The sequence below is a fragment of the Nocardia sp. bgisy118 genome, assembly GCF_057708605.1.
This window is the reverse complement of record NZ_JBYISM010000036.1, coordinates 22,769-48,068: the sequence shown is the minus strand read 5'-3', so window position 1 is coordinate 48,068 and position 25,300 is coordinate 22,769. Positions and strand designations below refer to the sequence as shown.

The window sequence follows — 25,300 nt, the reverse complement described above, 5'->3', positions numbered from 1 at the left end:
ATGCCGATCGACGAGACCCTCGCCGGGTACAGCAACCTCGCCTTCAAATCGGCGTTCGTCATCTACGTGCTCGCGCTCGGTCTGCTGATCGCGCAGTACGCGTCGGTGCAGACCCGCAAGGCCGAGGCGCGCGAACTCGTCACCGTCGGTGGCGGCGCGGGGCCGGGCGTGCCGGGGAAGGTGGCGCCGCCACCGCGCCGTTCGCGTGCCGAACAGTTCGGCAACATGGCGTTCTCCGTGCTGATCGTCGGCATCGTCCTGCACGTCGCCTCGATCGTGCTGCGCGGCTTCGCGACCCACCGCTTCCCGCTCGGCAACATGTACGAGTTCGTCACCATGGCCTGCGCGGCGGCGCTGGTCGTCGGTCTCGGATTCCTGTACGAGCAGAAGTTCCGCGCCATCTGGGTGTTCCTGATCGCGCCCGTGCTCGTCCTGATGTTCCTCGCCGGGCAGGTGTTGTACGCGGAGGCCGCGCCCGTGGTGCCCGCGCTGAAATCGTTCTGGCTGCCCATCCACGTCACCGTGGTGAGCATCGGCAGCGGCATCTTCCTGCTGTCCGGCGTCGCGAGCCTGCTGTTCCTGTACCGCCTGCGTCAGCCCGAGGGCCAGGAGTCCGACAGCCCGCTCGGCAAGATCGCCCGCCGCCTGCCCGACGCCCGCGCCCTCGACCGCCTCGCCTACAAGACCACCATCATCGGCTTCCCCCTCTTCGGCGCAGGCGTCATCCTCGGCGCCATCTGGGCCGAGGCCGCCTGGGGCCGCTTCTGGGGTTGGGACCCCAAGGAGACCTGCTCCTTCATCGCCTGGGTCCTCTACGCCGCCTACCTGCACGCCCGCGCCACCTCCGGCTGGCGCGACACCAAGGCCGCCTGGATCAACATCGCAGGTTTCGTCGCCATGCTCTTCAACCTGTTCATCATCAACATCGTGATCTCGGGGTTGCACAGCTACGCGGGACTGAACTAAACGGCTTCGACCTGCGCGTTAGCGCTTGTCTTCCGAATCTCCCGGCGCGGTCGAATCCGGCTCGGTACGCAGCGGGTACGCAGTGGATTCGAGATGCTCCCGGAGTACGCCGCCCACGGCGTTCCGCGTGGACTCGTCGGCGTCCGGCCACAGGTGCGCGTAGTACCGCAACGTGGTGATCGCGCTGCCGTGCCGGACCCGCGCTTGCACGGTCTTGATGTCGGCGCCGTGGCGGATCAGCAGCGACGCGTAATAGTGCCGGAGGTCCTGGAAGCTGAATTCGGAGGGAAGCCCCGGGACCTGCTCCTTGATCTGCCGGAGGTTCCAGCCGATCACCCACGGCGATGCCGCCTTGCCGAGTTCATCGCAAACGACGTTCCGGCCGGCGCGCGCCTTCACGGAGTCTCGGAGCATCTCGACGAGCTCCGGGGGAATGGGTACCGGCGTATCGCTTGCGTCAGTCTTCAACGGCCGCTCAGGCCATTGGCGTTGCGGGTACACGACACCTTCGGCGAAGTCGATGTCTTCGACCCATAGGCCCGCGGCTTCGGAGATGCGCAGACCAACGAACGCGCCGAGCAGGATCGAGACGCGCACGTTCTCTGGCATCGCGCGGTAGAGCGCCCAAACCTGGTCGGTGGTTGCCACGTACACCTTTTGCCGCCCTGCCTGCGGCGAGGTCCGACGTGAGCACGGGTTGCGGGCGAGCAAGCCGTCGTGCACGGCGTCGCCGAGGATCTGGGACAAGCGACTGTGCAGGGAGTAGATGTAGCTGTCGGCGTGCCCCTGCCTTTTGAGCGCCACCATCCACTTCTTCACTGCGGACGGCCGGACGGCGGCTAACGGCAGGTCTCCGAACTCGGCCTTGATCTTGCGAATATGCCACTTGGCCAGCGCCACTGTGTTTTCGCGCTTGCCGTAGCCCTTGACCCATTCGTCGCACCACTCTGCGACGGTGCGTTGGGCATCCCGTGGTGAGACGTGGATGCCTTGGACGAGAGCGGCAATCTGGCCGTCGAGCCAGGCTTGCGCGTCGGTCTTGCGGGCGAATCGCTTGGTGTGTTCGTTGCCCGCGTCGTCGACGTATCGGGCGCGCCAGCGTTTGCCCTTGCCGTAGAGCTTGGACGGAACGCGCCGGACCGTGCCGTCGTCATCTCTCTGTTCCTTGGTCCAGAGATCTTCGACTCCGGCCCGGCGGTTCCGTCGCGCGGTCATGGTTACGCCGCGCCTCCGGTGCGGGTGGCCTTCTCCTGTTCGACGATCCAGGCCAGGATGACGCTCTGGCGCCAGACACGGCGGCGACCGAGTTTGAAGCTGGCGGGCCCGGCGCCGATGTGCGCCCAGTAGCGCCAGGTGCCTTCAGGGATGCCGGTGAGGGCTTCGCAGTCCTTGGCCTGGAGGTAGCGGTCGGTGGTCGGGGTGCTCATTTGGTGGTCTCCATCTCGCTCAGGTGGGGGGCGGCGGCAGTGAGGGTTCGGGTGACGGTGGAGGGGCTGACGCCGATGTGGTCGGCGATTTGGGCGCGGGTCCACTGCTGTTCGTGGTGCAGGCGCAGGATCGCGGCGACTCGGTGCGGATCACGGCGGCCGTTCGGGTCGGTGGAGCACACCCGATGCGCCAACACCTCCCATCGGTCCGGCAGGGCGGCCACTTCGTCGATCTCGGTGGGGTCCGGCTCGGGGTCGGGCTGGTCTTCACGGACCGAGACCGCGTGCACCGGTTCGGCTACTTCGGCCGGTTCCGGGTCATGTGCATCGAGGGTGCGCACGGCCTGATCGGTGTGGCGTTCGCTCGTGATCATGTGCGCCAGTGCGGCACCCATTCCAAGGACCACAACGGGGAGGCAGGCCACCAGTACGGTCACTGGCCACGGTGCGGCGGTGAACCCGCTGGCCTCCATGAGGTGGTACGCCACCTGTCCGCCCGCGCCCAGCGCGAGACTTCCGCATGCAGACCACTTGGCGTACCGGCGGGTCCGCTCGGCCCGTATACGGCCCGAGAGCCACACGTACAGGGCGTACGAGGCGTAGGTCTCCATGCCGATCGGCAGCGTGATCGCGGTGTTGACGCTGAAGTCGTCGGCGATGCCGGGCAGCGGGTGAACCGGACCGAACCCGGTCAGCTCGCCGAGACCGACCCAGCCGGACCAGATCGCGACGAACGCCGGAGCGGCCAGCAGGCCCACGGGCCAGGCGCGCACCGGTCGCGCATCACCGTGCGCATGCGGGTGGTCGTCGGCGGCGGTGTGGTCGATGGTGGTCACGTCACGCTCCTTTCGCGGTGCGGTTGACGATGCGCAGCCGTGCGGAATGGCCCGTAAGTTCGGCAGGCGTGACGGCGACGAACGAGAGATTGGCGCGGACGCGGTTCGCGGCGGTGTGCACGGTGTCGGGGTGGTGCGCACCCGCGCACATCCAGAGCAGCGTGTTGCAGCCGTCCGATTCGGCCTGTGCCGCAGCGCGTTCCAGTGCGGTCATGAGCTGCTCCGGGTTCGGGCTGCGAGTGATATCGACCTTCACCGCCCACACCGGCACGAGCCAGTCGGCTGCGGCGTGCAGGGCAAACCGGTTGGCGGTGCGCACCATCCGGCCGTCGTAGGGGTAGGCGCCGCGCCAGTTGTGTTCGAGGAGGAGTTCGCGTTCGCTGCTCCAGTCCTCGACGGCGACCGCGCCGAGCATCACGCGAGCTTTGGCGGCGGCGCGGCCGCGGATGGACCACAACGGGGAAGGCGTCCAGTCCGGCAGCGAGCGGCCGAAGTAGCGGGTGACGCCGCGGCGAGTCGGCACAACCCAGTTCGCACCGCTGCCGAGGGAGAAGGACTCACCGACGAGGCATGCCTCGCGCAGATCGGCAACGATTTCGTAGGTCCGGGAGCGGCCGAGGTTCAGGAACTCGCCCAGAATGTCGAACTGCATTGCGCGTTGCTGGACGAGCCCGGAGAGGGCCTGGAACTGGCGGCCGCGCAGGGCGGCGGTGCGTCCAGTTTTCTGGACAGGGTTGGCGGTCATCTCGATTCGTCCTTTGGACTCGTGGTGCCGCGTCGGCGGCGGTGGTTTGGGTTGGGGGAGCGGTTGGCCGCGCGGATGGTGCGGCGGGTGGTGCGGAACTCGCGCCATTCCGCGTCCAGGTCGCCGATGGCCAGCAGCCCGGCGCCCAGCGTCTTCGGCAGCCGGTTCTGTGCGTCGTCGACGACGCGGAGGACATCGCCGCCGCGGCACAGATACAGCACGCCGCGCAGCGGTTCGGGCTGCGCGTCGCGGGCCGCGGTGATTGCACCGCGAAGTGCCCTGTCCATGTTCTTGGCCGATTTGGCGGTCAGCTCGACTTCCAACGCCCACCAGCCATAGGTGCCGTCCACCACGCCCAGGAACCGGCCGTCGTGGATGTGGCCGACCAGACGTGAAGTGTGAGAACGAGTTCCACGCGCTGCGAGTTCGGCCTCCCGACGCAAACGACGTTCGGACACCCACGCATCGAGGTCCATCCCGACGAGCATCGCGCGGGCCACCGCAACGGCCCGGTAGTGCTCGGCGTCCTTACGTGGCGGCCGCCAGGTCGAGCGGACTTCCCAGCCGAGATAACTGCTCGCGGTGTCTCTGGTTGGTATGAGCCACTTCTCACCAGGCTGTACCGCGATCAGCTGGGGCATCATCAAACCGTCTTTGCGCAGCTGCCGGGCCAGGGTGCGGACGTGGCTCAGGTCCATGCCGAGGAATTCCGCGAGAACGTCGAGCTGGATGCCGTACATGTCGCAGATCAGCTCGGCTGCCGCGTTCGTGCGGGCCGTTGGGCGTGACTCGCGTCCAGCACGAATCAGCCGCTGGACGGTGGTGCGAGGCAGGCCGACGAACTCGCCGATGTCGGCGTGTGTGCGGCCCTTCTCGTGCAGGACTTTGACTTCGCCGAGTGCGTCCTCGACCACGCGTGCCGAAACGCTCAGTTGGTCGCGGATCTGCTGGTAGGTGCAGCCGTCGGCGCGCATGCCGCGGATCAGCTTGGCCAGCCCAGCGGCGCGGACTTTCCTTTTGTGGTCCCTGGCCTGGTTCGGGCCGGACGTGGCGCGGGCGCCGGTGGCGGTTCCGCTGTGGTGTGTGGTGGGCATAGGTGTATCCCTCCTTGATTGAATGGTCGAATTGCGTTGTCCACCAATGGGACTTGGACGTAGTGGTAAGTCATCGCCGCATAGCAGGACGGCCGCGGACGTCCCAGAGGGTGTACGGCCGGAGAAGTCTCCGGCCGTCCTGATGCGGACACCGCGACTGGGAGTCAGCGGCTGCGCTCCACTCCGTAGCTGCGGCCGTAGCTCGCGCGTACGGGCCGAGCGGGCCGTTCGGCCTGGTGCTCGACGGGAGGAACGCTGTACAGGTGCGGGTGGATGTCGCGTTCCTTGATCACAGCGGTGGAATCGACCCAGCTCATCAACGCCCGCATCTGGTCACCGGCCGCGCCGGGCGCTCCAGCCGTCGCACTCTCGACGTGCCCTCGTTCCATCCCCGATACGGGTTGCCGCACGCTCGGTCGTTCCAGAGGTGAATTGTGAAGCCGAAACTCCGATTCGGCGCGACGGTGGTAGGCCAAACGGTCCGGCCACAGCTGATCCTCGGGTACCTGCACCGCCTCCGCGACCGCGGACTGATGACGCGGGTAAGGAACCGTTCCCCGTTGAATCCACCGATGAACCTGGGTCGGAGTGACGTGGAGCTTCCGGGCGAGTTGTTCCGGAGTCATTCCCGCTTCGAACACGGCCAGCTGCAACCGCTCGTTCACCGGCTTGTCCGGCCGATCGGGCCAGAGGTCATCCGCCGAAACCCCCACTGCGACCGATACCGAATGCTGATGCTTCGGGTACGGGATTCGACCGCGACTGATCCACCGTTCGACGGTCTTCTGGTCGACTTCCAGCCTTTCGGCCAACGACTGCGGCGTCAGCCCCGCCTCGCGCATCGCCTCCCGCAATCGCTCATTCCGCGTTGGCTCGCTGTTGCGGGCGCTCATCGGGATCGCTCCACACCGCGCTGGCGCGGCTGGTCGGCAGCGGCCTGCCCGCGCTGCTGGCGGAGGTTCGCGCGGGCTTCGGAGATGACCTGGCTCAGGTCGCGGTCGTCGGTCTTGTCCTTCATCCACCCGTTCGCGGCATGACGCTCGGCGAAGCCGGGCTCACCACGGTGAACGTACTGCGGACGGCCGTTTTCGTAGATCTGGCGGCAGTGCTCGTTGAGGACGGGGTACGCGTCGCCACCAAGGCCGGTACCGGCCCACGGATTTACACTGGACATGCTTCTGGGCTCCAATCCGAGAAGTGCAAAAGGCTGAAGCAGCCGGACGCTGCTTCGGTGATCGGCTCCCCAGCGGTTGCACCCGCTGGGGAGCTTCAGTCAGTGCGTTTATACCTATAAACCAGCTGCACCAACGCTGCCGTCGCTGGTTTATGGGTATAAACCAAGGCTAGGTTCGTGGAGGGCGAGAGTCAACACCCTCTAAACTTGTCAAGGTGTCCGATACCGATGAGTTCGAAGCGGTGCGCCGCGATCCCGACCCGGTGCGGCGCGGTCAGCGTGCGACCGAGCTCATCACGGTGTATCAGCAACGTGCGACGGAACTGGCCCGACTGCGTCGCGCGGCCATTGAGGAGGCGCGTGACTCGCTGGGTCTGAACTACAGCGATATCGCAGGTCGGCTGGGTTTGACGAAGGGGCGGATTGCGCAAATCCGTTCAACCGCGCCGGACCCTGAGCGGGCCTTCTTCGGTGTTGGGCCGGTATCTGTAGGCATTCCAAGGCGGTTCGGCATCGAGGACGGACGAGAGCGGCCGTACTTCGACGCCGACGACATGTCGACCCGCGGCGACCTGGAAAGCCTGCTCATGGAACTGGCCTTCGTCAGCACGCGATTCGAGGTCGACCCCGATCGTGCCGTCCTTCCGGCTGGCGATGTCGTTCTCGTGTGTGGGCCGAAGTCGGCGCCCGTCGCGCGCGAGCTGCTGGCGAGTGATCCAACGCTCCAGTTCACGAACGAAGGCGGGAGGTGGTGGATTGTGGACGCGGCGGTAGGCATGCGATTCGACTCTCCGTACCGGCGTGACCCGTCCACGAACCAGGATGTCGGATACTTCGCCCGGCATCTCTTGGACGGACGCGTTGTCGTGCACATCGCGGGCATCACCAGCATCGGCTCGCGAGGAGTCGCGACGTGGGTACGCGATCACCTTGCATCGCTGTTTCGCGACGCTCCCGATCAATCGGTCAGCGGCGCCGTACTCTGCGACTTCGACGATGACCACAACATCACCGGTGCGCAGCTGGTGGCAGGACCTCATCGGTGGTGAGGTTTGCCGCGCAGCTCGCAGCCAGCGGTTTGAGCGACGACCGGTTGTTCTGCACACGTTCGAGTGTCATTGTCTTGGACGGAGCTAGCTCGCACACCGGTGAACAGGTCATTACCGGCGGCGACTACGCCGAGGCGTTGGGCCGGGCACTGGTTAGTCGGATCGATGGTGCCGAACCGTTGACCAGCATTCTCCGTTGCGCGATAGCTGAGGTCGCAGATCAGCTGGCGCTTCAATCTCTTGATGTTCCGCCATCGAGCACGGTGGCGTTGGTCCGTACACCGGCCAGCGCGTCTGGCGACTCGGACGTACTTGAGCTTCTGGTACTAGGTGACAGCGTGGTCATAGTCGGCTCTGACGACGGCCGACAACAGATGTACACCGACGAGCGTCTTTCGGATCTTCGGTTGCCCGCGGCCGAGGTCTACCGAGATCGAATGCGGCAGGGCTACGGATTCGACGAGAAGCACCGCGAGATCCTCGCGGAGCTTCAGCGCGATGAGCACAAGCACCGCAACGTGCCAGGCGGATTCTGGATAGCGTCGGAGAACCCCGATGCGGCAGATGAAGCGCTCGCGGTATCGGTAGATCTCGCCCAAGTCGTCTGGGTTGTTGTCGCGACGGATGGCGTTTCCGACGTGCTGTATGCCGCGAACGAATCTTGGGAATCTCTGTCTGCGACCGATGCGGATGGTCTCGATGCTGTCCTTGCCCAGCTGCACCAGTGGGAAGCGGAGACGGATCCGACTGGAGTCGCACGACCGCGGTCAAAACGCCACGACGACAAGACGGTCGCAGTCATCAGATTTCGTTGACCGACGTGTCGCTCGGTTGATACACGCTCGATCCGAGCGCGCTAGTTTCGACTGCTGTGGGCTCCACTGAACCAGCGAATCGGCTTGGAATGCCCGAACAGTGCCCGAACTGTGCCCGAACAAGGATGTCCGATCTTCGTCCGAACGAAAACCTCACCTGATCTGCGCCTTCGGCGCAGGACTCACCCCCGCCCCGTTCCTGATTCTCTGTGGCTTCGCTGTTCACAGAGAATCAGGAACGGGGCGGGGGTGAGTCAGTTGGTGGATGGCTGGGTTTCTGAAAAATAGCTGTTGGGAGTGGGAACCATAAGAAGAGGCCGGGTTGGCGGGCTGGTTGCGTTGAGGGGCGCCCGTTGCGTTCTTGATGCACTTCGGTGGCGGTGGCGGTGGCGGTGGTGTTGGTGTTGAGTGATGGGCGGCTGCGGTCGGCTCGCGTGAGCACGGCGGCGGGGCTGGGCTACCGCTAGAGGGGACCACAACGAAGGGTCGATAGAACTCGACAGTACGACTGAGAGGGGGTTCCGCCTTGTCCATCGGTGCGGGAGAATGAACTGACCTGATCTGGTCTGGTTACCAATGACTGCCACGTGGACCATCTCGCAGTCACAAAATCTCTGGTTGCGGGAACAATTACGAACGCCGGGAGGTGCCATGCCGCTGATTGGTGAAATGGCCGGATCATTGTGGGCGTCCGACACAAATGACCGATTTATCAGGACCGTAGACCTGGAGATGCCGCCAACGCCAACATTCGCGAAGGTCTATCTGCAAGGTAGCTGGCAATCTGAAGAATATGGCAGCATCAGGGCTCAAATACTCAATTATCGACGTCGCTTGCCGGATAATTCGGATGAGGTAATCTCATTTCGGGCACCTGACCGAGGTGAATGGGCATCCATCGTCTTCGACGTCACCATGACTCACGTGACATTCGCGATTCAAGTGTCATTTTCTGGGGGACAAATTCTGTGGACTATGGGATTTTGGAGTTGATTCATGGCTGCAGGCAAGAAGCGTGAAAAGTCTCCGATCCAATCGGTAGGTGATGTGCCCGAAGTAGTATCCGTCGATGCCGTTGCTGTATACGATCCAGACAACGGAAGGATCCTTCTTCTTCATCAGAGTCTAACTTTCGCCGGAGCCGATCGGACATCGGCAGAAGTTCAAAAGAATAACGCCCTTGAGTATGCACGTAATCTACACGCTCGAACGGATGGCATGGCGGTCCTTCACGTACCGGACTTCGACGCGAGTGGCGCTCTCTATCGAGTTGATTTGGAGCATAACAATTTGGTCGAGATATCGCCACCGGTAGAATTTCCAAAAAAGTTTGGCTGTCTCGAGCGAGTCATTAGAATAATCGACTTGCGCCGATGAATTCCTGACCCAGAGGCACGGAGCTGCGCCACCGGCGGTGGAGTACTCGCGCGACAGGGCCCACTGAGGTCAATCGGAGGCGGGTTGCAGAAGGCCGTGCGATGCCCGCCGGTACGCAGTGGGTACGCAGCAGAGCTATGGGTGTCCAATGTCACCAACGCCCACATCAGCTGAACATGCAGGTAGATCGCGCGATTCGCTGCGTGCCATCGCTCGCAAACGACGAGAACGCTCTTCATCATCAACATCGTGATCTCGGGGTTGCACAGCTACGCGGGGCTGAACTAACTGGCTTCGACCTGCGCGTTAGCGCTTGTCTTCGAATCTCCCGGTGCGGTTGAATCCGGCTCGGTACGCACTGGATTCGCGATGTTCCCGGAGGACGCCGCCCACGGCGTTCCGCGTGGACTCGTCGGTGTCCGGCCAAGGTGCGCGTAGTACCGCGACGTGGTGATCGCGCTGACGTGCCGGACCCGCGCTTGCACGGTCTTGATGTCGGCGCCGTGGCTGATGAACAGGGAAGCGCAATAGTGCCCCGCGGCGACGCCGCCTCAGGCAACCTGAGCATCATCCGCGCTTGGCAAATCTATGGCTGAGCCCTGGAAGGTGCGCAACACGCCCCGCAGCCTGAACGAGCCGGGCCGGTATCTCATTATGCTTGCCAAATATTAGCTATATCGGTCTGTTCATGCGATTCTGCCGCCGCTGATGTACATCCGATTCGGAACGGAATCAGATATGCGACCTCGATTCGTCGTTATCGTGACCGGTGTGGTCGCGGCCGTCCTGGCTGTGGGTCTGTGGCCCGGCGCCGAGCCGAGCCGAGCCCAACCGCCCGGCGCGGACGTATCCGGTGCCGGGATTCATGTGACGACATCGGTGGAGAACATCAAAGTGGACCCACCGGGCGACCGGATGCCGAACTTCCTCATGACGTTCGCGCATGCCGCGCAGCTATCCGGCGACTACTCGCTGAACGTGGAGGGTGATGGAATAACGTCCGGCGAGGCCGTCGCGGGGTTCCTCGTCGGCTGCGCGCTCAGTCTGGACAACGGCTTCACCGTCGGAATCGATCCAGAACAAGGGCTGTTGGCGAGTATTTCCCCCGAATTCAGCCAGTCGAACGTTGCCGCCCGAGTACCGAATACACAGGTGACTCCGGTGTCCACACCGCCGAGTGCGACGCTGACGCCGCTGCCCACACCGCAGCGTGCCAGCACCACCTCCCGGAGTCTCGCTACTACCTCGGCGGGCGCCGCTACTACCTCGGCGGGCGCCGCTACTACCTCGGCGGGCGCCGCCACCACCTCCCCGAGCGCCGACACCACCTCCCCGAGCGCCGACACCACGTCCCCGAGCGTCGACACCACGTCCCCGAGTGCCTCGGCCCCCAGCGCGAGCCTCGGACCGACCGTCGGCGGGACCCTGGGCCTGGCAGAGGTCCTCGAAGCCACCTTGGCGCCGGGCCAGATCACCACCGTCACGACAGTGACGACCAACCTGGACAACAAGACCGTGTTCCCGTATCACTTCATTTTCAACAACGCCGCGTTGAACGTCGGCCAGTGTGCCTCACCGGTTTCGGCCGTCCCCTTCATCACCGCCACGGTGAGTACCGCGGTGGGGACGGTGCAGACCTCCGCCTACGGCAGCCAGTTCATCTTCTGATCCGACTGGGTACCTGACTCGGAATCGCCGCCCAGACGGCCGTCATCGCCGTCACCACGCTGGAACGCAAGCACTTCTCCATCGTTCGGTCCAGGACCGGCCAACTGCTGCTCATGCCGTAACCCACGATTTCTGATCGGCCGGGTCTCGACCGTCGTCGAGCCGCGGCTCGGGCTGTGGGAGACTGCGGGTATGTCGAGGCTTCGGGTCGCGGTGCTTGCGTCGGGCTATGGGTCGAATTTGCGTGCGCTGCACGGGGCCTCGCTGGAGGAGGAGGCGCGGTTCGCGATCGCGTTGGTGATCGGGAACAACAGTGGGTCCGGGGCGTTGGCGTATGCGCGGGAGGCCGGGATTCCGGCGGTGCACATGTCGGGGCGGACGCATCCGGATCCGGAGGAACTGGACGAGACGATGCGGGCGACGCTCGTCGCGCACGATACGGCTCTGGTCGTCACCGCGGGCTATATGAAGAAGCTGGGGCCGCGGGTGCGCGAGGAGTTCGGCGGGCGCATCATCAACATCCATCCCGCGCTGCTCCCGCGCCACGGCGGACTGGGCATGTACGGCAAGGCCGTCCACGAGGCCGTTCTCGCGGCGGGCGATACGGTGTCCGGTCCGACGGTCCACTTCGTGACCGAGGAGTACGACACGGGCGCGGTCATCGCGCAGAGCGAAGTGCCGGTGCTGCCCGACGACACGGTCGATTCGCTGGCCGAGCGAGTCCTGGCCGCCGAGCACCTGTTGCTTCCCGCAGTCGTCCAGATCATCGCGACCCGGGACTCCGCCGCCGCCGACCGCTGACTCGATCCGGGTGTGCCGACACCCACCGCTGTCGTCCTCGGCCACGGTCGTCTTCGACTGGTTCGACGATGTTGTTCGCTCGAACGAGTGCAGCGCGCCGGTGCCGCCCAGCGCGGGCAGCTCCGGCGCACGCGAGACGACCAGTTCGCCGGCCCCGTCCAGCGCGAGACCGGAATCATGGCGTCATCGAAACAGGCGCGCCACCTCCGCGGTCGACGGGCCTCGACTCAACTGGACGAACTCGACGAACTCGATGAACTGCTCGAGCTCGATGACGAACTGCTCGAGCTCGACGACGAGGAACTCGATGAGCCGGCCGACGATGTAGCCGACTGGAAGTAATAGGTGGTGTCCGTGTTGTGCGCGATGTCGATGCCGCTGATGCCTGTTATTCCGAGCTCCTCGCCGTGATCGATGACGAGATAAGCGGGTCCGGATCCGTTCATGGTGCCGAGCAGGGCGTGGAAATCGTCCGTCCCCGCCTCGCGCATACCCGCCTCGACAGAGCCGGAATCGCGATGCATCAGATACTGATAGACCTCTTGGGTGTCGGCCGCCATGGCGGAGTTGCGCATCAGAAAGTGCAGCGGTGGAAGGGTCGCGGGCGAGCGGCCGACACCCGGCACGGACGCCGTCGTCGATCATGACCGGGTTCGGCCAGTGTTCGAGCAGTGTGCGCCGACCGAGCAGGACGCGCGCCCGATTCTCCGAATTGCGGCGCGACACACGTGTTCTCGGGCCGCGCGCGTGTCACGAGGTCCGAAAAGAATCGTGTCGTCCGGATCCGCTGTGGCAGGATCGGCCGGATGAGTGGGGAGAACATCTCGGGGGCCGAGTACGCGTGGCCCGAACGATGGCGATGGGAAGAAAAGCGCGCGCGGGACTACGAGCGGCGCGGCTGGGCGGGCGTGCGGGTGGAGGACATCGAACACGACGGGGTGCGGGAATCCGGGCTGTTGCTGGCGCTCCGCGCGCCGCGCAAAATCTACGGAGTGCTGGCGGCGGCGCTCGGTGTGCTGCTGGTCGCGGTCGCCGGAGCGAACGCGGTGATCGCGGTCGTCGAACGGACCTGGCTCGGCCTGCTGGCCTTGGTGTTCGTCGGGCCGCTCGGTGTGCTGGCGCTGCTGTCGGCGTATCTGATTCTGCGCGGACGGCGAGGCGTGGTGCCGGGATTGACGCTCACGCCGACGCGAATCCTGTATCGCGACAACGCAGGCAGCGTCTTCGCGATCCCGTGGCAGCAGGTCTCCGGTATCGACGCCCGCATCCGACGCCAGGGCGGAAGTCGCTATGACAACCTCATCGCCATCGAGGCGCATCCGTCCGCCGAAGTCTGGCAATCCGTCAACGCGACCGTGCGGCGGATGACGATCAACAGGGGCGATTTCGGCATCATGACCGTGTCGGACAGGCACCTGCTCATGAACCCGCTGATCGCCCACAGCCTCCTGCGGCACTACCTGGCGAATCCCGACCAGCGACCGAACGTCTGCCGCAACGCACCGCTGAGCCAACCCTGACCGCCGATGCAGGCGACCCGCGCGCAGTCATCCGGCCGGGCGCACGACCCGCGTCAGGACGCGGTCCGACCCGATTCAGCGGTCGGTGGTGCCATCACCGTCGGGATGCTGTTGCCGCGAGATGCGCCACAGGAACTCCGGGTCGTCGTCGGGCCCGAGGATCTGCTTGCGCTGGGGTGAACGGGGGATTCGATCACCAGCACGCACGGGGCCGAACGCCTTCCAGCACAACACCGCGACAGCCACTACGGCGATGAGTGCCAACAGGTACGTCACGTTCGCTCACCTCCTGCTATCGAGGGTAGCCGCGTGCGACGTCCACGCACACCGCAGGAGTCGAATCGGTCCGACATGACCGGGCGCGGGCATGGATGCCCGCGCCGGTCGTGGTCGTTCAGCGGGTGGGGGTTGCTTCCGTGGTCAGCGACTTCAGCAGCTGGAGAACCTCGGACTCCCGGAAACGGCGATGCCCGCCCGGCGTGCGCAGCGAGCCGAGGCGCCCGGCATGGGCCCAGCGGGTGACGGTCTTCGGATCGACGTGGAACAGGGCAGCCACTTGGCCGGGTGTCAGCAGAGTGTCCTGGCCGCCGACGGTGATCGCAGTCATAGCAAACCTCTCCGTTCTCGACAGTTCCCTCATCAGATGGCGCCATCGTTGCACTCCGACCCCTAGGTACGCGAACCACCTACAGTTGGTAAAGGCGAAGTAATGGACAAAACGGATCGTCGTCCGGCCTCGGGAACGGGTGTGGGCCGAGGGCGGGCAACAGCTTCGCATACCCTGGTCCACGTGAGCGACTCCACCCGTCCGGACGGCGCATCGTCCCAGCCCACCGCGCATCCCGGCCGCAGGCTGGCCCTGAATCTGGCGCTGTACACGCTCGCCAGGCTGGCGCTGGTCGCGGTGATCACCGCACTGATCGTGGGGGCCGCGCGACTGGTCTCGGTGGACATCCCGCTGGTCGTGGCCGCGCTGTTCGCGCTGATCATCGCGATGCCGCTGTCGCTGGCGCTGTTCAAGAAGCTGCGCGCCAAGGTCAACGAGGACATCGCGGTGGTCGACGAGAAGCGCCGCAAGGACAAGGCGCAGCTGCGTGCGCGCCTGCGAGGTGAGGACGGGTCCGGAGCGGACAAGTGAAGTACTGCGACCACAGCGCCCCGCGCGACTGGGTCGACAACGCGGTGCGGTTGATCGACGCCGACGCCCAGCGCTCCGCCGACACGCATCTGCTCCGCTATCCGCTGCCGGTCGAGTGGAACATCCAGCTGTACCTGAAGGACGAGTCCACCCACATCACCGGCAGCCTCAAACACCGCCTCGCTCGCTCACTGTTCCTGTACGCCATCTGCAACGGCTGGGTTACCGAGGGCACCACGGTGGTGGAGGCGTCCTCGGGTTCGACCGCGGTGAGCGAGGCGTACTTCGCCAAGCTGCTCGGTCTGGATTTCGTCGCGGTGATGCCGGCGAGCACCTCGCCGCAGAAGGTCGCGCTGATCGAGGCGCAGGGCGGCCGTTGCCATTTCGTGGAGCGTCCGCCGGACATGTACACCGAGGCGGCGCGGCTGGCGGCCGAGTGCGGCGGCCACTACATGGACCAGTTCACCCACGCCGAGCGGGCCACCGACTGGCGCGGCAACAACAACATCGCCGAATCCATCTTCGAGCAGATGGTGCTCGAGACGCACCCGGTCCCGGAATGGATCGTGGCGGGCGCGGGCACCGGCGGCACCAGCGCCACCATCGGCCGCTACATCCGCTACCGCAGGCATGCCACCAAGCTCGCCGTGGTCGATCCGGAGAACTCCGCCTTCTACGGCGGCTACGAGACCGGGGACGCCGGATATCAGACCGGCATGCCGTCGCGGATCGAAGGCATCGGCCGCCCCCGGGTGGAGCCCTCGTTCATGGGGCAGGTGGTGGACCGGATGATCGAGGTCCCCGACGTCGCCTCGATCGCCGCCATGCGACACGCCAGCCACGTGCTCGGCCGCCGCGTCGGCGGGTCGACCGGCACCAATCTGTGGGGCGTGTTCCACCTGATCGCGGAGATGCTCGCCGAAAAGCGCAGCGGCAGCGTGGTCACCCTGCTCTGTGACGGCGGAGATCGATACGCCGGAACCTATTTCGACGACGAGTGGGTCGCCGCCCAGGGCATGAGCCTGGCCGAGCCGACCGCCGTCCTCGACGAATTCCACGCCACCGGCATCTGGAACGGCTGAGCGCAACTCCGGCTTTGGCATTCCTCCCGTAGCGAAACGCCGCTCCCGCACGACATTGCGCGTCAATTTTTATTGACACGCGCCGCGCGCGTCAATCAAAATTGACACCATGACTGAGGCAACCACCCTGGCGGCCGCCGCGGGCAGTCCCGATCCCAAGGTCGGGTTGCGCGCCGTGCTCGCACTGCGTCGGCTGCTCGAACGGCTGGAGGCGATCCAGGTGACCAATGCCCGCGCGCAGGGCTGGTCATGGCAGGCGATCGCCGACGCGCTCGAGGTCAGCAAGCAGGCGGTCCACCAGAAGTACAACCGGAAAGGCAGAAACTGATGTTCGAACGGTTCAGCAGGTCGGCGCGGACGGCCGTGGTGATCGCGCAGGAAGACGCCCGTGAGCTGGGGTCGCCGAGCATCGAGGTCGAGCACGTGCTGCTCGGTCTGCTCGCGCAGGGCGAGCCCGAGCTGAAGGCGCTGCTGGCGGACGCCGGGCTCACCCACGAGGGTGTGCTGAGCGCGTTGAACGTCGAAGCGCCCAGCGAGCCGCTCGGCGCCGAGGACGCCGAGGCGCTGCGCTCGATCGGCATCGACCTGGACGCGGTGCGCGAATCGCTGGAGGCAGGCTTCGGCCAGGACGTGCTGGACCGTCCGCTCCCCGAGCCGCGGCGCGGATTCCTCGGGCGGCCGCGGTGGACCAGCGGGCACATCCCGTTCACCAGGGACGCGAAGAAAGTGCTCGAGCTCTCACTGCGGGAAGCCCTCGCGCGCAAGGACAAAAGCATCGAATCCGGGCACGTGCTGCTCGGCATCCTGCGCGCGCCGAATCAGACCACGGTCGGCTTGTTCGGTGGCTCCGGGCCGATCCACGATCTGCGGCCGAAGGTGCACGCACTGCTCGACCGTGCGGCCTGACAAGCACGGAAACTTGTTTCCCGCCAGCGGCGGCGGGCCACCGGACTTAGCATGTGCGCATGCAGCTTGTGCTTCGGTTGATCATCAACGCGTTCGCCATATGGTTGGCCGCCGAATGGGTGGGCGGTATCGACATCCTGAGCCCGAAAGAGAACGGCACCGGCGGCGAGATTCTCGTCGCCCTTGCCATCGCGGTGGTGTTCACCGTGGTCAACGCGCTGGTGAAGCCGCTCGTGAAGCTTTTGTCGCTGCCGTTGATCGTGCTGACCCTCGGCCTGTTCCTGCTGTTGATCAACGCGCTGATGCTCTGGCTCACCGCGGAGATCACCGAACTCGCCGACGCCCCCGAGTACGGCCTCGTGGTGAACGGGTTCTGGGCCGCCGTCCTCGGCGGCATCATCATCTCGCTGGTGAACTGGGTTCTCGGCGTGCTCGTTCCCGACAACGACTGACGGACCGGTCAGGCGAAACCGAGCGCCAGCGCGGTCAGCGCCGACCAGACGAGCAGTGCGAGACCGGAATCACGCAGCGCCGGAATCAGTTCGAGGCCGTTGCCGCCCGACCGCACGGGTGCGTTGGCGCGCACCGCGAGCGGGAGGGCGAGCACGCCCACCAGGGCGAAGGGGGTGCGGACCACCAGCAGCAGGGTGACGACGAACGGCGCGGCCAGCAGCGCGATGTGCAGGGTGCGGGTGCGGGGATCGCCGAGCTTGACCGCGAGCGTGGTCTTTCCGGATTCGGTGTCGGTGGGGATGTCGCGCAGGTTGTTGGCGACCAGCACCGCGCTGGAGAACGAACCGACCGCCACCGCGAGCGCCGCACCCACCCAGTCGACGCGCTCGGCCTGCACGAACTGCGTGCCGAGCACGGCGACCAACCCGAAGAACACGAAGACCGCCAGCTCGCCGAAACCGCTGTAGCCGTACGGCTTGCTGCCGCCGGTGTAGAACCAGGCGCCCGCCAGGCAGGCCACGCCGACCAGCAGCAGCCACCACGCGGTCGTCGCGACGAGGATCAGGCCGAGTACGCCGCCGATCGCCAGGCTCAGGATCGCGGCGTTCTTGACCGCCGTCGGCGAGGCGAGCTTGGACCCGACCAGCCGCAGCGGGCCGACGCGCTCGTCGTCGGTGCCCCTGATGCCGTCGGAATAGTCGTTGGCGTAGTTGACGCCGATGATCAGGGCCAGCGAGACCAGCAGCGCCAGAACGGCTTTCCACCACACCGCGGCGTCGAGCGAGGCTGCGGCGCCGGTACCGGCGATGACCGGGGCGATCGCGTTCGGCAGGGTGCGGGGCCGTGCGCCCTCGATCCATTGCGCTGCTGTAGCCATGAACGCAGCCTAATAGGCGCAGCCGGGCGAAGCCCGCCGACAGCCCGCGCTCAGGCTTCGGCCGTCGCCTTCAGCCGGGTGAGTCCCTTCTCGAAGTCCTTGCCGACCAGCCGGTCCATCGAGATCACCTTGCCGAGCAGCGCCATCAGGCCCTGCTGCGTGCCGGTCATCCGCCAGACCACCTCGGTGGCGCGCGACTCGGTGGGGGTCAGCTCGAAGTCGACGTGGTTGGTCGCTTTGAAGGGCTTGAGGAACTCGAGACGGATGCCGATCTCGCCTTCCTCGTCGGAGACGATCTCCATGCTGCCCGCGCCCGCCTTGCGGTTGCCGCTCCAGGCGTAGTGCGCGCCGACGCCGGATGCCGCGCCGGAGTAGGTGCGCTGGAGCTGCGGGTCGAGATCCTCCCAGGGCGACCACTTCGTCCACTCCCGGAAATTGTCGATGAGCGCGTGGATGTGCGCGGGCTCGGCCGAAACGACGACCCGCCGGACCACTTCGAACTCAGCCATCCGCAAAGCGTAGGCGCAAGCCCGCCGTAATCCACGGAAGAAAACGATGTCAGTCTCAACCCGCTCCCTCGCATACGATGACCACGGCATGTTTCCAGATCGGCGCGGCCCCGAGGGCCCGAATCCCACCGCTACGCCGTCGGCGGGCGCATCGGTCGCGGTGGCCCTGCTCGGCGAGGTCGCGCTGCGCCGCGACGGCGCGCTCACACCCGTACCCGGCACGCGATCCCGGCTGCTGCTCACCGCGCTGGCCTTGCGACCCGGCCGCAGCCGCACCGCAGCGGGTCTGATCGACGACGTGTGGGCCGATCAGCCGCCCCGCGCGCCGATGAACGCGCTGCACACCCAGGTGTCGCGGCTGCGCTCGACGCTGCCCGACGGAGCGCTGGAGGTCGGCCCCTCGGGCTACCGGCTCACCTTCGCGCCCGACCAGGTCGACCTGACGCTCGGTGGTGCGTTGCTTTCCCGCGCCCGCGGCGAGCTCGCGGCCGGGGACGTCGCCGCCTGCCTGGAGTCGGTGCGCGAGGCGCGAGCGCTCTGGCGCGGCGAACCCGCCGCCGATCTGCCTCCCGGTGAGATCGCGGAGGAACTCGGCCGCGTCGCGGCCTCGCTGGCCGCCGAGCTGGACGCGGTGGAGCTGACGGCGCGTGAATCCGGTGGCGACATTCGGGGCGCACTCGAAATCGCGCGGCGCCGCGCGGCAGCCGAACCACTCGACGAACCCGCTCACCTGGACCTCATGCGCCTGCTCGCGCGGGCCGACCGGGCCAACGAGGCGCTGGAATCCTTCGCGGCGTTCCGGAATCGCCTCGCCGATCAACTGGGCGCGGACCCGGGCCGGGCGCTGGTGGAGTTGAACACCGCCATCCTGCGGGGTGAGGCGGTGGGCGCCCCGGAAGCTACGACGAACGGTGGAAGCGTCCCCTCCGACGGGCGGAGGCCCGTGACGCTCAGCGTCGTCGAGAACCCCGAATGGACAACCCCTTCCGGCCAGGACGAGTCGGCGCATGTCACAGCCGTCGGCCTCCCGGCACCGGACACGAGCACGTCGCCGCTGCACACGCAGCCCCGTTCCCGCTCCGACACCCCGCGCGAGGCCATCGGCTTGCGCGCCGCGCCGAACGCGCTGCTGGGCAGGGAAGCCGACCTCGACCAGCTCGTCGGGCTGCTGCGCGCCGCGCGGGTGGTCACCGTGCTCGGGCCGGGCGGCACCGGAAAGACCAGGGTGGCCAACGAAGTCGGCGCCAGGGTGGCGCGGCAGGAATCCGTGGTGCTGGTGGAGCTCGCGTCGGTGCGCTCGACCTCCGTCGACGACGCGCGGGCCGATATCGAGTCGGCGATCAGTACGACGCTCGGGATCGGCGAGGTGGTCCGCGAGCCGGGTCTGCTGCGGCCGGGGCGAATCGACACGGGCAGGCGGCTGCGCGACGCGTTGTCGGCCCGTCCGATGCTGGTGATCCTGGACAACTGTGAGCATCTCGTCGATGCCGTCGCCGAGGTCGTCGCCGACCTGATCGGCAGCTGCGACCAGCTCACCGTGCTGACCACCAGCCGCGCCCCGCTGGCCATCACCGCGGAGAGCGTCTATCCCTTGGCGCCCTTGGCCATCGACGCCGCGGGCTCGCCCGCCACCGACCTGTTCAGCGCGCGAGCCCGCGCGGTGCGGCCGACGGTGCGCCTCGACCAAGACGCCGTCGCCAGGCTGTGCGCGATGCTCGATGGTCTGCCGCTGGCCATCGAACTCGCCGCCGCCCGCGCCCGCACCATGAGCGTCGAGGAGATCGAGTCCCGGCTCGAGCACCGATTCGCGCTGCTGCGTGGCGGCGACCGTTCGTCACCGGAACGGCACCGCACGCTGCACGCGGTGATCGCGTGGAGCTGGAACCTGCTCGATCCGCCGCAACAGGCGACATTGCGCCGAATGTGCCGTTTTCCAGCGGGTTTCACGTCGATCGCCGCCGAGGCGGTGGCGGGCGGCCCGGACATCGACGACGTGGCCGCCGCGGTGGACGGCCTGGTGAGCCAGTCGCTGCTCACCGTGCTCGAGGACGAGGACGGCACGCGGTACCGAATGCTGGAGACGGTCCGTGAATTCGGCGAGGAACAGCTGACCAGCGTCGGCGAGGCCGAGCTCGTCATGCGGCGGATGTCGCGGTGGGCGGCCGAATACTCGGCCGATGCCGCCCTGCGCTACCGCACCGACGACCAGGTGACGACGGTGCTCTCGGTCGCCGCCGAACAGGACAATCTGGCGGGGGTGCTGCGCTACGCGCTGGACCGTGACGACGCCGCGACGGTGTATCGCGTGTTCCCGGTCCTCGCGATGCTGTGGATGATGCGCGGCGCGCACATGGAGCTGACGTCGTGGGCGCCGCGAGTGCTGCGCTGCGCGCCGGAGCCGGAACCCGCGCGCGGCGTCCTCGCGGATCTGCGGATGCTGGCCGGACTGACGATCGGAATACACCTGGTCTTCCTGAGCGCCGATCCGCGCCCGCTGGCCACCGTGCGGGCGCGCACCCGGGTGCTGCTGCGCACCGCTGTCGGCATGAACCCCGGGCTGCGCCTCCTCGGCGGACTGCTGATGGTGGACGCGTCCGGAAAAGGCGTGGCGCGCATGCTCGCCGACGGCGCGCGTTCCCCCGACCCGGACGTGCGGGTGGCCGCGCTCATCGCCCGCGCGAACATCAGGGAGAACGCGGGCGACGTGCACGGCTCGGCCCGTGACGGACTCGGCGCCCTGCGGGTGCTCGAGTCCTACGACCTGTGGGGCGTCGCCATGGTCTGTCAGCATCTCGGCCAGCTCGGCGGCCAGACCGCCCGCTACGCCGAGTCGGTGGACTACTACCGCAGGGCCGCCGCGGTGCTGCGCACCTTGCGGGCCCACGACGAGGCCGTGGAGATCCGCAGCTACCTCGCGGTCGCGTTGATCGGCGTCGGTCAGGTGGAGCGGGCGCGCGAGGAATTGGACTTCGCGCTCGGCGCGTCCGACGACCCGGCCTATGTCGCCCCGATCGACGATCCGAACGTCCGGCGCAACCATCGGCTGGCCACCGTGTCGGGCGGCGTCGCGGAACTCGCACTGGCCGAGGGCGACACGGACACCGGATTGCGGTACTACCGCAGGTCGCTGGAGCTGCTGGGCTGGCCGGACGAGGATCTGACGCCGGGGCCGGGCGGGCTCATGCTGGCCAGCGCGATGGTCGGCGCGCACGTGCTGTGCGGACGTGCCGAGGCGGCAACGGAACTCGCCGCCGAACTCACCGAGGGAGCGGCGGGCAGGCTGGCCCAGTTCTACGACCTGCCGCAGATCGGCGCGGTGGCATGCGCGGTCGGCTCGCATCGGCTCGCGATCGAGCCGGACGCCCCGGCCGGTCTGGAGCTGCTCGCGCTGTCGGCGAAGGTCGTCGCCCGGCAGGACTATCCGTCGATGATGGTGCGGCGGCACAGGGACTTCCACCGATCACGAGTCGGTGCCGAGCGGATGGACGCGGCCCTGCGGGCGGCCACCGGGCTGCGCCGCAGGACCGGAGCGGCACGGATCATCGCGCTGCTGCGCGAGTTGAGCGGAATGCTGGACGCTTAGCGACAGTCGGGCGAAGTCAGCCCACAAACCGCGGCACGGCCGGAGTGAACGCGGAGATACGCCCAGCGGAGACGACAAAGGGCCGGAACCCCTTTCGAGGTTCCGGCCGTGCGATGTCGATCAGGCTCTGCGCATGTACGCCTTGACCGTCAGCGGAGCGAAGATGGCGATCACGACCGCCGAGCCGACCAGCGACCACGCCAGGTTGCTGCCGTAGACGTTGCTGTTCATCAGCTCTCGGCACGCGTTCACCATGTAGTACACCGGGTTGACGTGGTTGATCCCCTGCATCCAGCCGGGCATGGTCTGCGCCGGAGCGAACGCGCCGGACATGAAGGTGAGCGGGAACATCACCATCATCGAGATGCCCTGCACACCAGCCGCGCTCTTGCCGGTCACGCCGACCAGCGCCCAGATCCAGCTGATCGCGAACGAGCACAGCACGATGACCACCGCGGCGACCAGAACGCCGAGCACGCCGCCGCCGGGACGGTAGCCGAGGCACAGGCCGACGATCACGGTGAGCGTGGTGGCGATGCCATAGCGCACCATGTCGGCGATCAGCGCACCGCTCAGCGCCGAGATGCGAGCGATCGGAAGCGATTTGAAGCGATCGAAGACGCCCTTGTCCATGTCCTCGCGCAGCTGGGTGCCGGTGACCACCGAGGTGAGCACCACGGTCTGCACCAGGATGCCGGGAATGATGAGTGGCAGGTAGTCGTGCGGGTTGCCCGCGATGGCGCCGCCGAAGATGTAGGTGAACAGCGCCGTGAACAGGATCGGCTGGATCGTCACGTCGAACAGCTGCTCGGGCTTGTGCTTGATCTTGAGAATGCCCCGGTAGGCCATGGTGAACGAGCTGGACACCGTCTGGCGGAGGCCGATTCGGTTGCTGGCTTCGGGGATTCGGATCGGTGCCGCCGTGGCGGCGGTCGGTGCGGTGAGGGTGGTCATGCCGCGCTCCGTTCGTTGTCGTCGGCCGGGTGGCCGGTGATGGTCAGGAAGACTTCGTCCAGGCTCGGCTTGCTCACCGTGATCTCGTCGATCGCGATGTCCCACTCGCGCAGCCGGACCAGCAGGTCGGTGGTGACGCTCGCGTCCGGCAGCGGCGCGGTGAGCCGACCGGCCTCGGGGGTGATCTGCGCGTCGGCGCCGAGGAAATCGCCGACGATACGGCGGGCGTCGGCGAGCTGGTCTCGGTCGACCAGGGTCAGATGCAGGGAGGAACCGCCGACCGAGGCCTTGAGTTCGTCGGCGGTGCCGTCGGCGATCACCTTGCCGCGGTCGATCACGGCGATCCGGTCGGCCAGCTGATCCGCCTCGTCCAGGTACTGCGTGGTGAGCAGCACCGTCGCGCCGTCGCGGACGAGGCGGCGGATGGTGTCCCACATCTGCGCGCGGGTGCGCGGATCGAGACCGGTGGTCGGCTCGTCGAGGAACAGCAGCGGCGGCGTGGCGATCAGGCTCGCCGCGAGGTCGAGGCGGCGGCGCATACCGCCGGAGAAGTTCTTCAGCGGCTTGTTCGCCGCTTCCGTGAGATCGAACTCCTCGAGCAGTTCGCTCGCCTTACGCCGGGAGTCGGCCCGGCTCAGGCCGAGCAGGCGGGAGAAGACGATCAGGTTCTCGGTGGCGGTCAGATCCTCGTCGACCGAGGCGTACTGCCCGGTGAGCCCGAGCAGCGACCGGACCGCGGTCGGCTCGGCGACCACGTCGTGGCCGAAGATCCTGGCGCGACCGCCGTCGGGACGCAGCAGCGTCGAGAGCATCCGGATGGTGGTGGTCTTGCCCGCCCCGTTCGGCCCGAGCACTCCGTACACCGAGCCCTGCGGCACCGCCAGGCTCACGCCATCCACGGCCCGCTGCTCCCCGAACACCTTGACCAGTGCGTCGGCTTCGACGGCCAGTGCCGCATGTGGTGCGAAAGATTTCATGCCACGAACTCTGTCGCCCCCCGCTTGCACCGCCCTTACACCGCTATTGCACGCCCGCTTGCATCACACCGACAGGCGAACGAAGAGTCTGCGAGGAGGTCAGTTGGGGGACTGGGCGAGGAGCAGTTCGCGGAGTTTGGCTCGGTTGGGTTTGCCGGGGCCGTGCAGCGGCAGTTCGTCCAGGAGCGCCAGTTCGCGGGGGGCGGCAATGGCGTCGAGCTCGCGGACGACGTGATCGCGCAGTTCCTCGAGCGTGGGGGTGGCTCCCGCGGTGGGGACGACCGCGACCGCGACGCGTTGGCCGAGGCGTTCGTCGGGCAGGCCGAGCACCACGCACTCGCTGATGGACGGGTGCGTCACCAGCACGGCCTCGACGACCTGCGGGATCACCAGCAATCCGCCCGTCAGGATGGCCTCGTCCAGCCGTCCGGTGATCTGGAGCATGCCGTTGGCGAAAGTGCCCGCGTCCTCGGTGCGGAACCAGCCGGGCTCGGCGAAGGCGGGGTGGTCGGGCTGGCCGCGGTAACCGCTGGCGATCATAGCGCCGCCGAGCAGGACGCGGCCGTCTTCGATGCGCACCTTCGCGCCGTCGAGCGGCACGCCCTCGTAGACGCAGCCGCCGCAGGTCTCGCTCATGCCGTAGGTGCGAACGACGTTGATACCGGCGGCTTTCGCGCGCTCGTACACCGGCAGCGGGGTGGCCGCGCCGCCGACCAGCACGGCATCGAGATCGGCGAGCGCCTCGGCGGCGCCGGGTGCGTCGAGGGCCTTGATCAACTGGGTCGGCACCAGGGCGGTGTAGCGGCGCCGGCCGCGCATGCCTGCCACCGCGCCCGCCAGCGCCTCGGGGAGGAATCCGCCGGAGACGTCGAGCACGGTGGGTTCGGCGCCCGCCAGAATGCTGCGCAAGAGCACCTGGAGGCCCGCTATGTGGTGGGTGGGCAGCGCGAGCAGCCAGGCGCCCGGGCCGCCGAGGCGGTCATGGGTCGCGGTGCCGCTGGCGCGCAGCGCGGAGGCGCTGAGCATGGCGCCCTTGGGCACGCCGGTGGTGCCGGAGGTGGTGACCACCAGCGCCACGTCGTCGTCGATCGATTCGCCGGGGGAGAGCGCGTCGCTGAGCCGACGAGCCTCCCTGCGGTCGCTGGTCGGGATGGGCAGCCACGCGGGGCCGTTGCCCTCCAACGCTTCTCGCAGATGCGGTAGTACGTCGCCCAGTCCGGACCCGGTAGGCATCGGGAGCGTCCGCAAAGTGTTGCTCACGACTCCGCCTCGCTGAAGCTCTGGCGCTCACTCACGACCGCACCTCGCCGTCGCTCGGTTCCATCACGATAGGGATCGTGTCATGCCCG

General features: G+C 67.1%; 29 protein-coding genes. 15 read left to right on the top strand and 14 right to left on the bottom strand.

All coding sequences use genetic code 11. From position 1 onward, the window contains the following. A complete protein-coding gene (gene ccsB, locus AC3EO7_RS32980; RefSeq protein WP_431966884.1) occupies positions 1–966 on the top strand; it encodes a c-type cytochrome biogenesis protein CcsB in 966 nt (321 codons plus the stop codon). A gap of 18 nt (positions 967–984) precedes the next feature. Here the strand turns inward: ccsB and AC3EO7_RS32975 are convergent, their stop codons facing one another. The 7 genes from AC3EO7_RS32975 to AC3EO7_RS32945 all read right to left on the bottom strand — a co-directional run bounded on the left by AC3EO7_RS32975 (position 985) and on the right by AC3EO7_RS32945 (position 6,242). Next, positions 985–2,181, bottom strand: a complete 1,197-nt coding sequence (locus AC3EO7_RS32975) for a tyrosine-type recombinase/integrase (protein WP_435593345.1) — start codon at positions 2,179–2,181, stop codon at positions 985–987. Positions 2,182–2,183: 2 nt separating this feature from the next. Then, the gene (locus tag AC3EO7_RS32970; protein WP_435593344.1) at positions 2,184–2,393 is read right to left on the bottom strand and encodes a helix-turn-helix transcriptional regulator; all 210 of its coding nucleotides are present in this window, start codon (positions 2,391–2,393) and stop codon (positions 2,184–2,186) included. Further along, positions 2,390–3,229 (bottom strand): helix-turn-helix domain-containing protein, encoded by an 840-nt coding sequence (locus AC3EO7_RS32965; protein ID WP_435593343.1) that lies wholly within the window; start codon positions 3,227–3,229, stop codon positions 2,390–2,392. Before AC3EO7_RS32965 ends, AC3EO7_RS32970 begins: the two co-directional genes overlap by 4 nt. Before the next feature lies 1 nt (position 3,230). Then, entirely contained in the window at positions 3,231–3,974 is a 744-nt protein-coding gene (locus AC3EO7_RS32960) for a hypothetical protein (protein WP_435593342.1), read from the bottom strand. Then, on the bottom strand, positions 3,971–5,068 hold the full coding sequence (locus tag AC3EO7_RS32955) for a hypothetical protein (protein WP_435593341.1): 1,098 nt from the start codon (positions 5,066–5,068) through the stop codon (positions 3,971–3,973). Before AC3EO7_RS32955 ends, AC3EO7_RS32960 begins: the two co-directional genes overlap by 4 nt. A 164-nt stretch (positions 5,069–5,232) precedes the next feature. Next, positions 5,233–5,961 carry a helix-turn-helix domain-containing protein gene (locus tag AC3EO7_RS32950; protein ID WP_435593340.1) on the bottom strand — a complete coding sequence of 243 codons (729 nt, stop codon included), beginning with the start codon at positions 5,959–5,961 and terminating at the stop codon, positions 5,233–5,235. Further along, positions 5,958–6,242: a hypothetical protein gene (locus AC3EO7_RS32945; protein WP_435593339.1), complete on the bottom strand. Its 285-nt coding sequence runs from the start codon at positions 6,240–6,242 to the stop codon at positions 5,958–5,960. Before AC3EO7_RS32945 ends, AC3EO7_RS32950 begins: the two co-directional genes overlap by 4 nt. 215 nt (positions 6,243–6,457) lie before the next feature. Here AC3EO7_RS32945 and AC3EO7_RS32940 point away from each other — a divergent pair, with 215 nt between their 5' ends. From AC3EO7_RS32940 to AC3EO7_RS32905, 8 genes are all read left to right on the top strand, one after another. Beyond that, positions 6,458–7,291 (top strand): sigma-70 family RNA polymerase sigma factor, encoded by an 834-nt coding sequence (locus AC3EO7_RS32940; RefSeq protein ID WP_488186303.1) that lies wholly within the window; start codon positions 6,458–6,460, stop codon positions 7,289–7,291. Next, the gene (locus AC3EO7_RS32935; protein WP_435593337.1) at positions 7,285–8,106 is read left to right on the top strand and encodes a hypothetical protein; all 822 of its coding nucleotides are present in this window, start codon (positions 7,285–7,287) and stop codon (positions 8,104–8,106) included. Before AC3EO7_RS32940 ends, AC3EO7_RS32935 begins: the two co-directional genes overlap by 7 nt. 651 nt (positions 8,107–8,757) lie before the next feature. Further along, positions 8,758–9,099 carry a hypothetical protein gene (locus tag AC3EO7_RS32930; protein ID WP_435593336.1) on the top strand — a complete coding sequence of 114 codons (342 nt, stop codon included), beginning with the start codon at positions 8,758–8,760 and terminating at the stop codon, positions 9,097–9,099. Between the two features lie 3 nt (positions 9,100–9,102). Further along, complete coding sequence (locus AC3EO7_RS32925) at positions 9,103–9,483, top strand: hypothetical protein (RefSeq protein ID WP_435593335.1); 381 nt, start codon at positions 9,103–9,105, stop codon at positions 9,481–9,483. Between the two features lie 771 nt (positions 9,484–10,254). After that, complete coding sequence (locus AC3EO7_RS32920) at positions 10,255–11,151, top strand: MspA family porin (protein WP_431966882.1); 897 nt, start codon at positions 10,255–10,257, stop codon at positions 11,149–11,151. Positions 11,152–11,343: 192 nt separating this feature from the next. Further along, positions 11,344–11,952: a phosphoribosylglycinamide formyltransferase gene (purN, locus tag AC3EO7_RS32915; RefSeq protein WP_431966880.1), complete on the top strand. Its 609-nt coding sequence runs from the start codon at positions 11,344–11,346 to the stop codon at positions 11,950–11,952. A gap of 87 nt (positions 11,953–12,039) precedes the next feature. Further along, positions 12,040–12,294, top strand: coding sequence for a hypothetical protein (locus tag AC3EO7_RS32910; RefSeq protein ID WP_435593334.1), 255 nt, complete (start codon positions 12,040–12,042; stop codon positions 12,292–12,294). A 464-nt stretch (positions 12,295–12,758) separates the two neighbouring features. Then, a complete protein-coding gene (locus tag AC3EO7_RS32905) occupies positions 12,759–13,472 on the top strand; it encodes a hypothetical protein (protein ID WP_431966876.1) in 714 nt (237 codons plus the stop codon). 75 nt (positions 13,473–13,547) lie between these two features. Here the strand turns inward: AC3EO7_RS32905 and AC3EO7_RS32900 are convergent, their stop codons facing one another. Then, on the bottom strand, positions 13,548–13,748 hold the full coding sequence (locus AC3EO7_RS32900) for a hypothetical protein (protein ID WP_431966874.1): 201 nt from the start codon (positions 13,746–13,748) through the stop codon (positions 13,548–13,550). Positions 13,749–13,866: 118 nt separating this feature from the next. Beyond that, complete coding sequence (locus tag AC3EO7_RS32895; protein ID WP_067792165.1) at positions 13,867–14,079, bottom strand: BldC family transcriptional regulator; 213 nt, start codon at positions 14,077–14,079, stop codon at positions 13,867–13,869. Positions 14,080–14,262: 183 nt separating this feature from the next. Between AC3EO7_RS32895 and AC3EO7_RS32890 the strand changes: the two genes are divergently transcribed. The 5 genes from AC3EO7_RS32890 (at position 14,263) to AC3EO7_RS32870 (ending at position 17,050) form a co-directional block, all read left to right on the top strand. Further along, positions 14,263–14,610: a DUF4229 domain-containing protein gene (locus tag AC3EO7_RS32890; protein ID WP_431966871.1), complete on the top strand. Its 348-nt coding sequence runs from the start codon at positions 14,263–14,265 to the stop codon at positions 14,608–14,610. Then, positions 14,607–15,692, top strand: coding sequence for an L-cysteine desulfhydrase Cds1 (gene cds1, locus AC3EO7_RS32885; RefSeq protein ID WP_431966869.1), 1,086 nt, complete (start codon positions 14,607–14,609; stop codon positions 15,690–15,692). The genes AC3EO7_RS32890 and cds1 overlap by 4 nt, the downstream gene beginning before the upstream one ends. A gap of 109 nt (positions 15,693–15,801) precedes the next feature. Next, entirely contained in the window at positions 15,802–16,020 is a 219-nt protein-coding gene (locus tag AC3EO7_RS32880) for a helix-turn-helix domain-containing protein (RefSeq protein ID WP_431966867.1), read from the top strand. Beyond that, positions 16,020–16,598, top strand: coding sequence for a Clp protease N-terminal domain-containing protein (locus AC3EO7_RS32875; protein ID WP_431966865.1), 579 nt, complete (start codon positions 16,020–16,022; stop codon positions 16,596–16,598). Before AC3EO7_RS32880 ends, AC3EO7_RS32875 begins: the two co-directional genes overlap by 1 nt. Before the next feature lie 59 nt (positions 16,599–16,657). Then, a complete protein-coding gene (locus AC3EO7_RS32870; protein ID WP_431966863.1) occupies positions 16,658–17,050 on the top strand; it encodes a phage holin family protein in 393 nt (130 codons plus the stop codon). 8 nt (positions 17,051–17,058) lie between these two features. Here the strand turns inward: AC3EO7_RS32870 and AC3EO7_RS32865 are convergent, their stop codons facing one another. Next, positions 17,059–17,928 (bottom strand): 1,4-dihydroxy-2-naphthoate polyprenyltransferase, encoded by an 870-nt coding sequence (locus AC3EO7_RS32865; RefSeq protein WP_431966861.1) that lies wholly within the window; start codon positions 17,926–17,928, stop codon positions 17,059–17,061. A gap of 50 nt (positions 17,929–17,978) precedes the next feature. Then, positions 17,979–18,437, bottom strand: coding sequence for an SRPBCC family protein (locus tag AC3EO7_RS32860; RefSeq protein WP_431966859.1), 459 nt, complete (start codon positions 18,435–18,437; stop codon positions 17,979–17,981). 88 nt (positions 18,438–18,525) lie between these two features. Here AC3EO7_RS32860 and AC3EO7_RS32855 point away from each other — a divergent pair, with 88 nt between their 5' ends. Further along, positions 18,526–22,020, top strand: a complete 3,495-nt coding sequence (locus AC3EO7_RS32855) for an AfsR/SARP family transcriptional regulator (RefSeq protein WP_431966857.1) — start codon at positions 18,526–18,528, stop codon at positions 22,018–22,020. Positions 22,021–22,140: 120 nt separating this feature from the next. Here the strand turns inward: AC3EO7_RS32855 and AC3EO7_RS32850 are convergent, their stop codons facing one another. The 3 genes from AC3EO7_RS32850 to menE all read right to left on the bottom strand — a co-directional run bounded on the left by AC3EO7_RS32850 (position 22,141) and on the right by menE (position 25,184). After that, positions 22,141–22,974, bottom strand: coding sequence for an ABC transporter permease (locus AC3EO7_RS32850; RefSeq protein WP_431966855.1), 834 nt, complete (start codon positions 22,972–22,974; stop codon positions 22,141–22,143). Then, on the bottom strand, positions 22,971–23,951 hold the full coding sequence (locus AC3EO7_RS32845; protein ID WP_435593333.1) for an ATP-binding cassette domain-containing protein: 981 nt from the start codon (positions 23,949–23,951) through the stop codon (positions 22,971–22,973). Before AC3EO7_RS32845 ends, AC3EO7_RS32850 begins: the two co-directional genes overlap by 4 nt. 99 nt (positions 23,952–24,050) lie before the next feature. After that, entirely contained in the window at positions 24,051–25,184 is a 1,134-nt protein-coding gene (gene menE / locus AC3EO7_RS32840) for an o-succinylbenzoate--CoA ligase (RefSeq protein WP_435593356.1), read from the bottom strand. Between the last annotated feature and the right edge of the window lie 116 nt (positions 25,185–25,300).

Bases quoted from the DNA above. Each gene is read 5' to 3' on its own strand.
- ccsB (WP_431966884.1), top strand. From the start codon at position 1: ATGCCGATCGACGAGACCCTCGCCGGGTACAGCAACCTCGCCTTCAAA.
- AC3EO7_RS32975 (WP_435593345.1), bottom strand. From the start codon at position 2,181: ATGACCGCGCGACGGAACCGCCGGGCCGGAGTCGAAGATCTCTGGACC.
- AC3EO7_RS32970 (WP_435593344.1), bottom strand. From the start codon at position 2,393: ATGAGCACCCCGACCACCGACCGCTACCTCCAGGCCAAGGACTGCGAA.
- AC3EO7_RS32960 (WP_435593342.1), bottom strand. From the start codon at position 3,974: ATGACCGCCAACCCTGTCCAGAAAACTGGACGCACCGCCGCCCTGCGC.
- AC3EO7_RS32955 (WP_435593341.1), bottom strand. From the start codon at position 5,068: ATGCCCACCACACACCACAGCGGAACCGCCACCGGCGCCCGCGCCACG.
- AC3EO7_RS32950 (WP_435593340.1), bottom strand. From the start codon at position 5,961: ATGAGCGCCCGCAACAGCGAGCCAACGCGGAATGAGCGATTGCGGGAG.
- AC3EO7_RS32945 (WP_435593339.1), bottom strand. From the start codon at position 6,242: ATGTCCAGTGTAAATCCGTGGGCCGGTACCGGCCTTGGTGGCGACGCG.
- AC3EO7_RS32930 (WP_435593336.1), top strand. From the start codon at position 8,758: ATGCCGCTGATTGGTGAAATGGCCGGATCATTGTGGGCGTCCGACACA.
- AC3EO7_RS32925 (WP_435593335.1), top strand. From the start codon at position 9,103: ATGGCTGCAGGCAAGAAGCGTGAAAAGTCTCCGATCCAATCGGTAGGT.
- purN (WP_431966880.1), top strand. From the start codon at position 11,344: ATGTCGAGGCTTCGGGTCGCGGTGCTTGCGTCGGGCTATGGGTCGAAT.
- AC3EO7_RS32905 (WP_431966876.1), top strand. From the start codon at position 12,759: ATGAGTGGGGAGAACATCTCGGGGGCCGAGTACGCGTGGCCCGAACGA.
- AC3EO7_RS32895 (WP_067792165.1), bottom strand. From the start codon at position 14,079: ATGACTGCGATCACCGTCGGCGGCCAGGACACTCTGCTGACACCCGGC.
- AC3EO7_RS32880 (WP_431966867.1), top strand. From the start codon at position 15,802: ATGACTGAGGCAACCACCCTGGCGGCCGCCGCGGGCAGTCCCGATCCC.
- AC3EO7_RS32875 (WP_431966865.1), top strand. From the start codon at position 16,020: ATGTTCGAACGGTTCAGCAGGTCGGCGCGGACGGCCGTGGTGATCGCG.
- AC3EO7_RS32870 (WP_431966863.1), top strand. From the start codon at position 16,658: ATGCAGCTTGTGCTTCGGTTGATCATCAACGCGTTCGCCATATGGTTG.
- AC3EO7_RS32865 (WP_431966861.1), bottom strand. From the start codon at position 17,928: ATGGCTACAGCAGCGCAATGGATCGAGGGCGCACGGCCCCGCACCCTG.
- AC3EO7_RS32860 (WP_431966859.1), bottom strand. From the start codon at position 18,437: ATGGCTGAGTTCGAAGTGGTCCGGCGGGTCGTCGTTTCGGCCGAGCCC.
- AC3EO7_RS32855 (WP_431966857.1), top strand. From the start codon at position 18,526: ATGTTTCCAGATCGGCGCGGCCCCGAGGGCCCGAATCCCACCGCTACG.
- AC3EO7_RS32850 (WP_431966855.1), bottom strand. From the start codon at position 22,974: ATGACCACCCTCACCGCACCGACCGCCGCCACGGCGGCACCGATCCGA.
- AC3EO7_RS32845 (WP_435593333.1), bottom strand. From the start codon at position 23,951: ATGAAATCTTTCGCACCACATGCGGCACTGGCCGTCGAAGCCGACGCA.
- menE (WP_435593356.1), bottom strand. From the start codon at position 25,184: ATGCCTACCGGGTCCGGACTGGGCGACGTACTACCGCATCTGCGAGAA.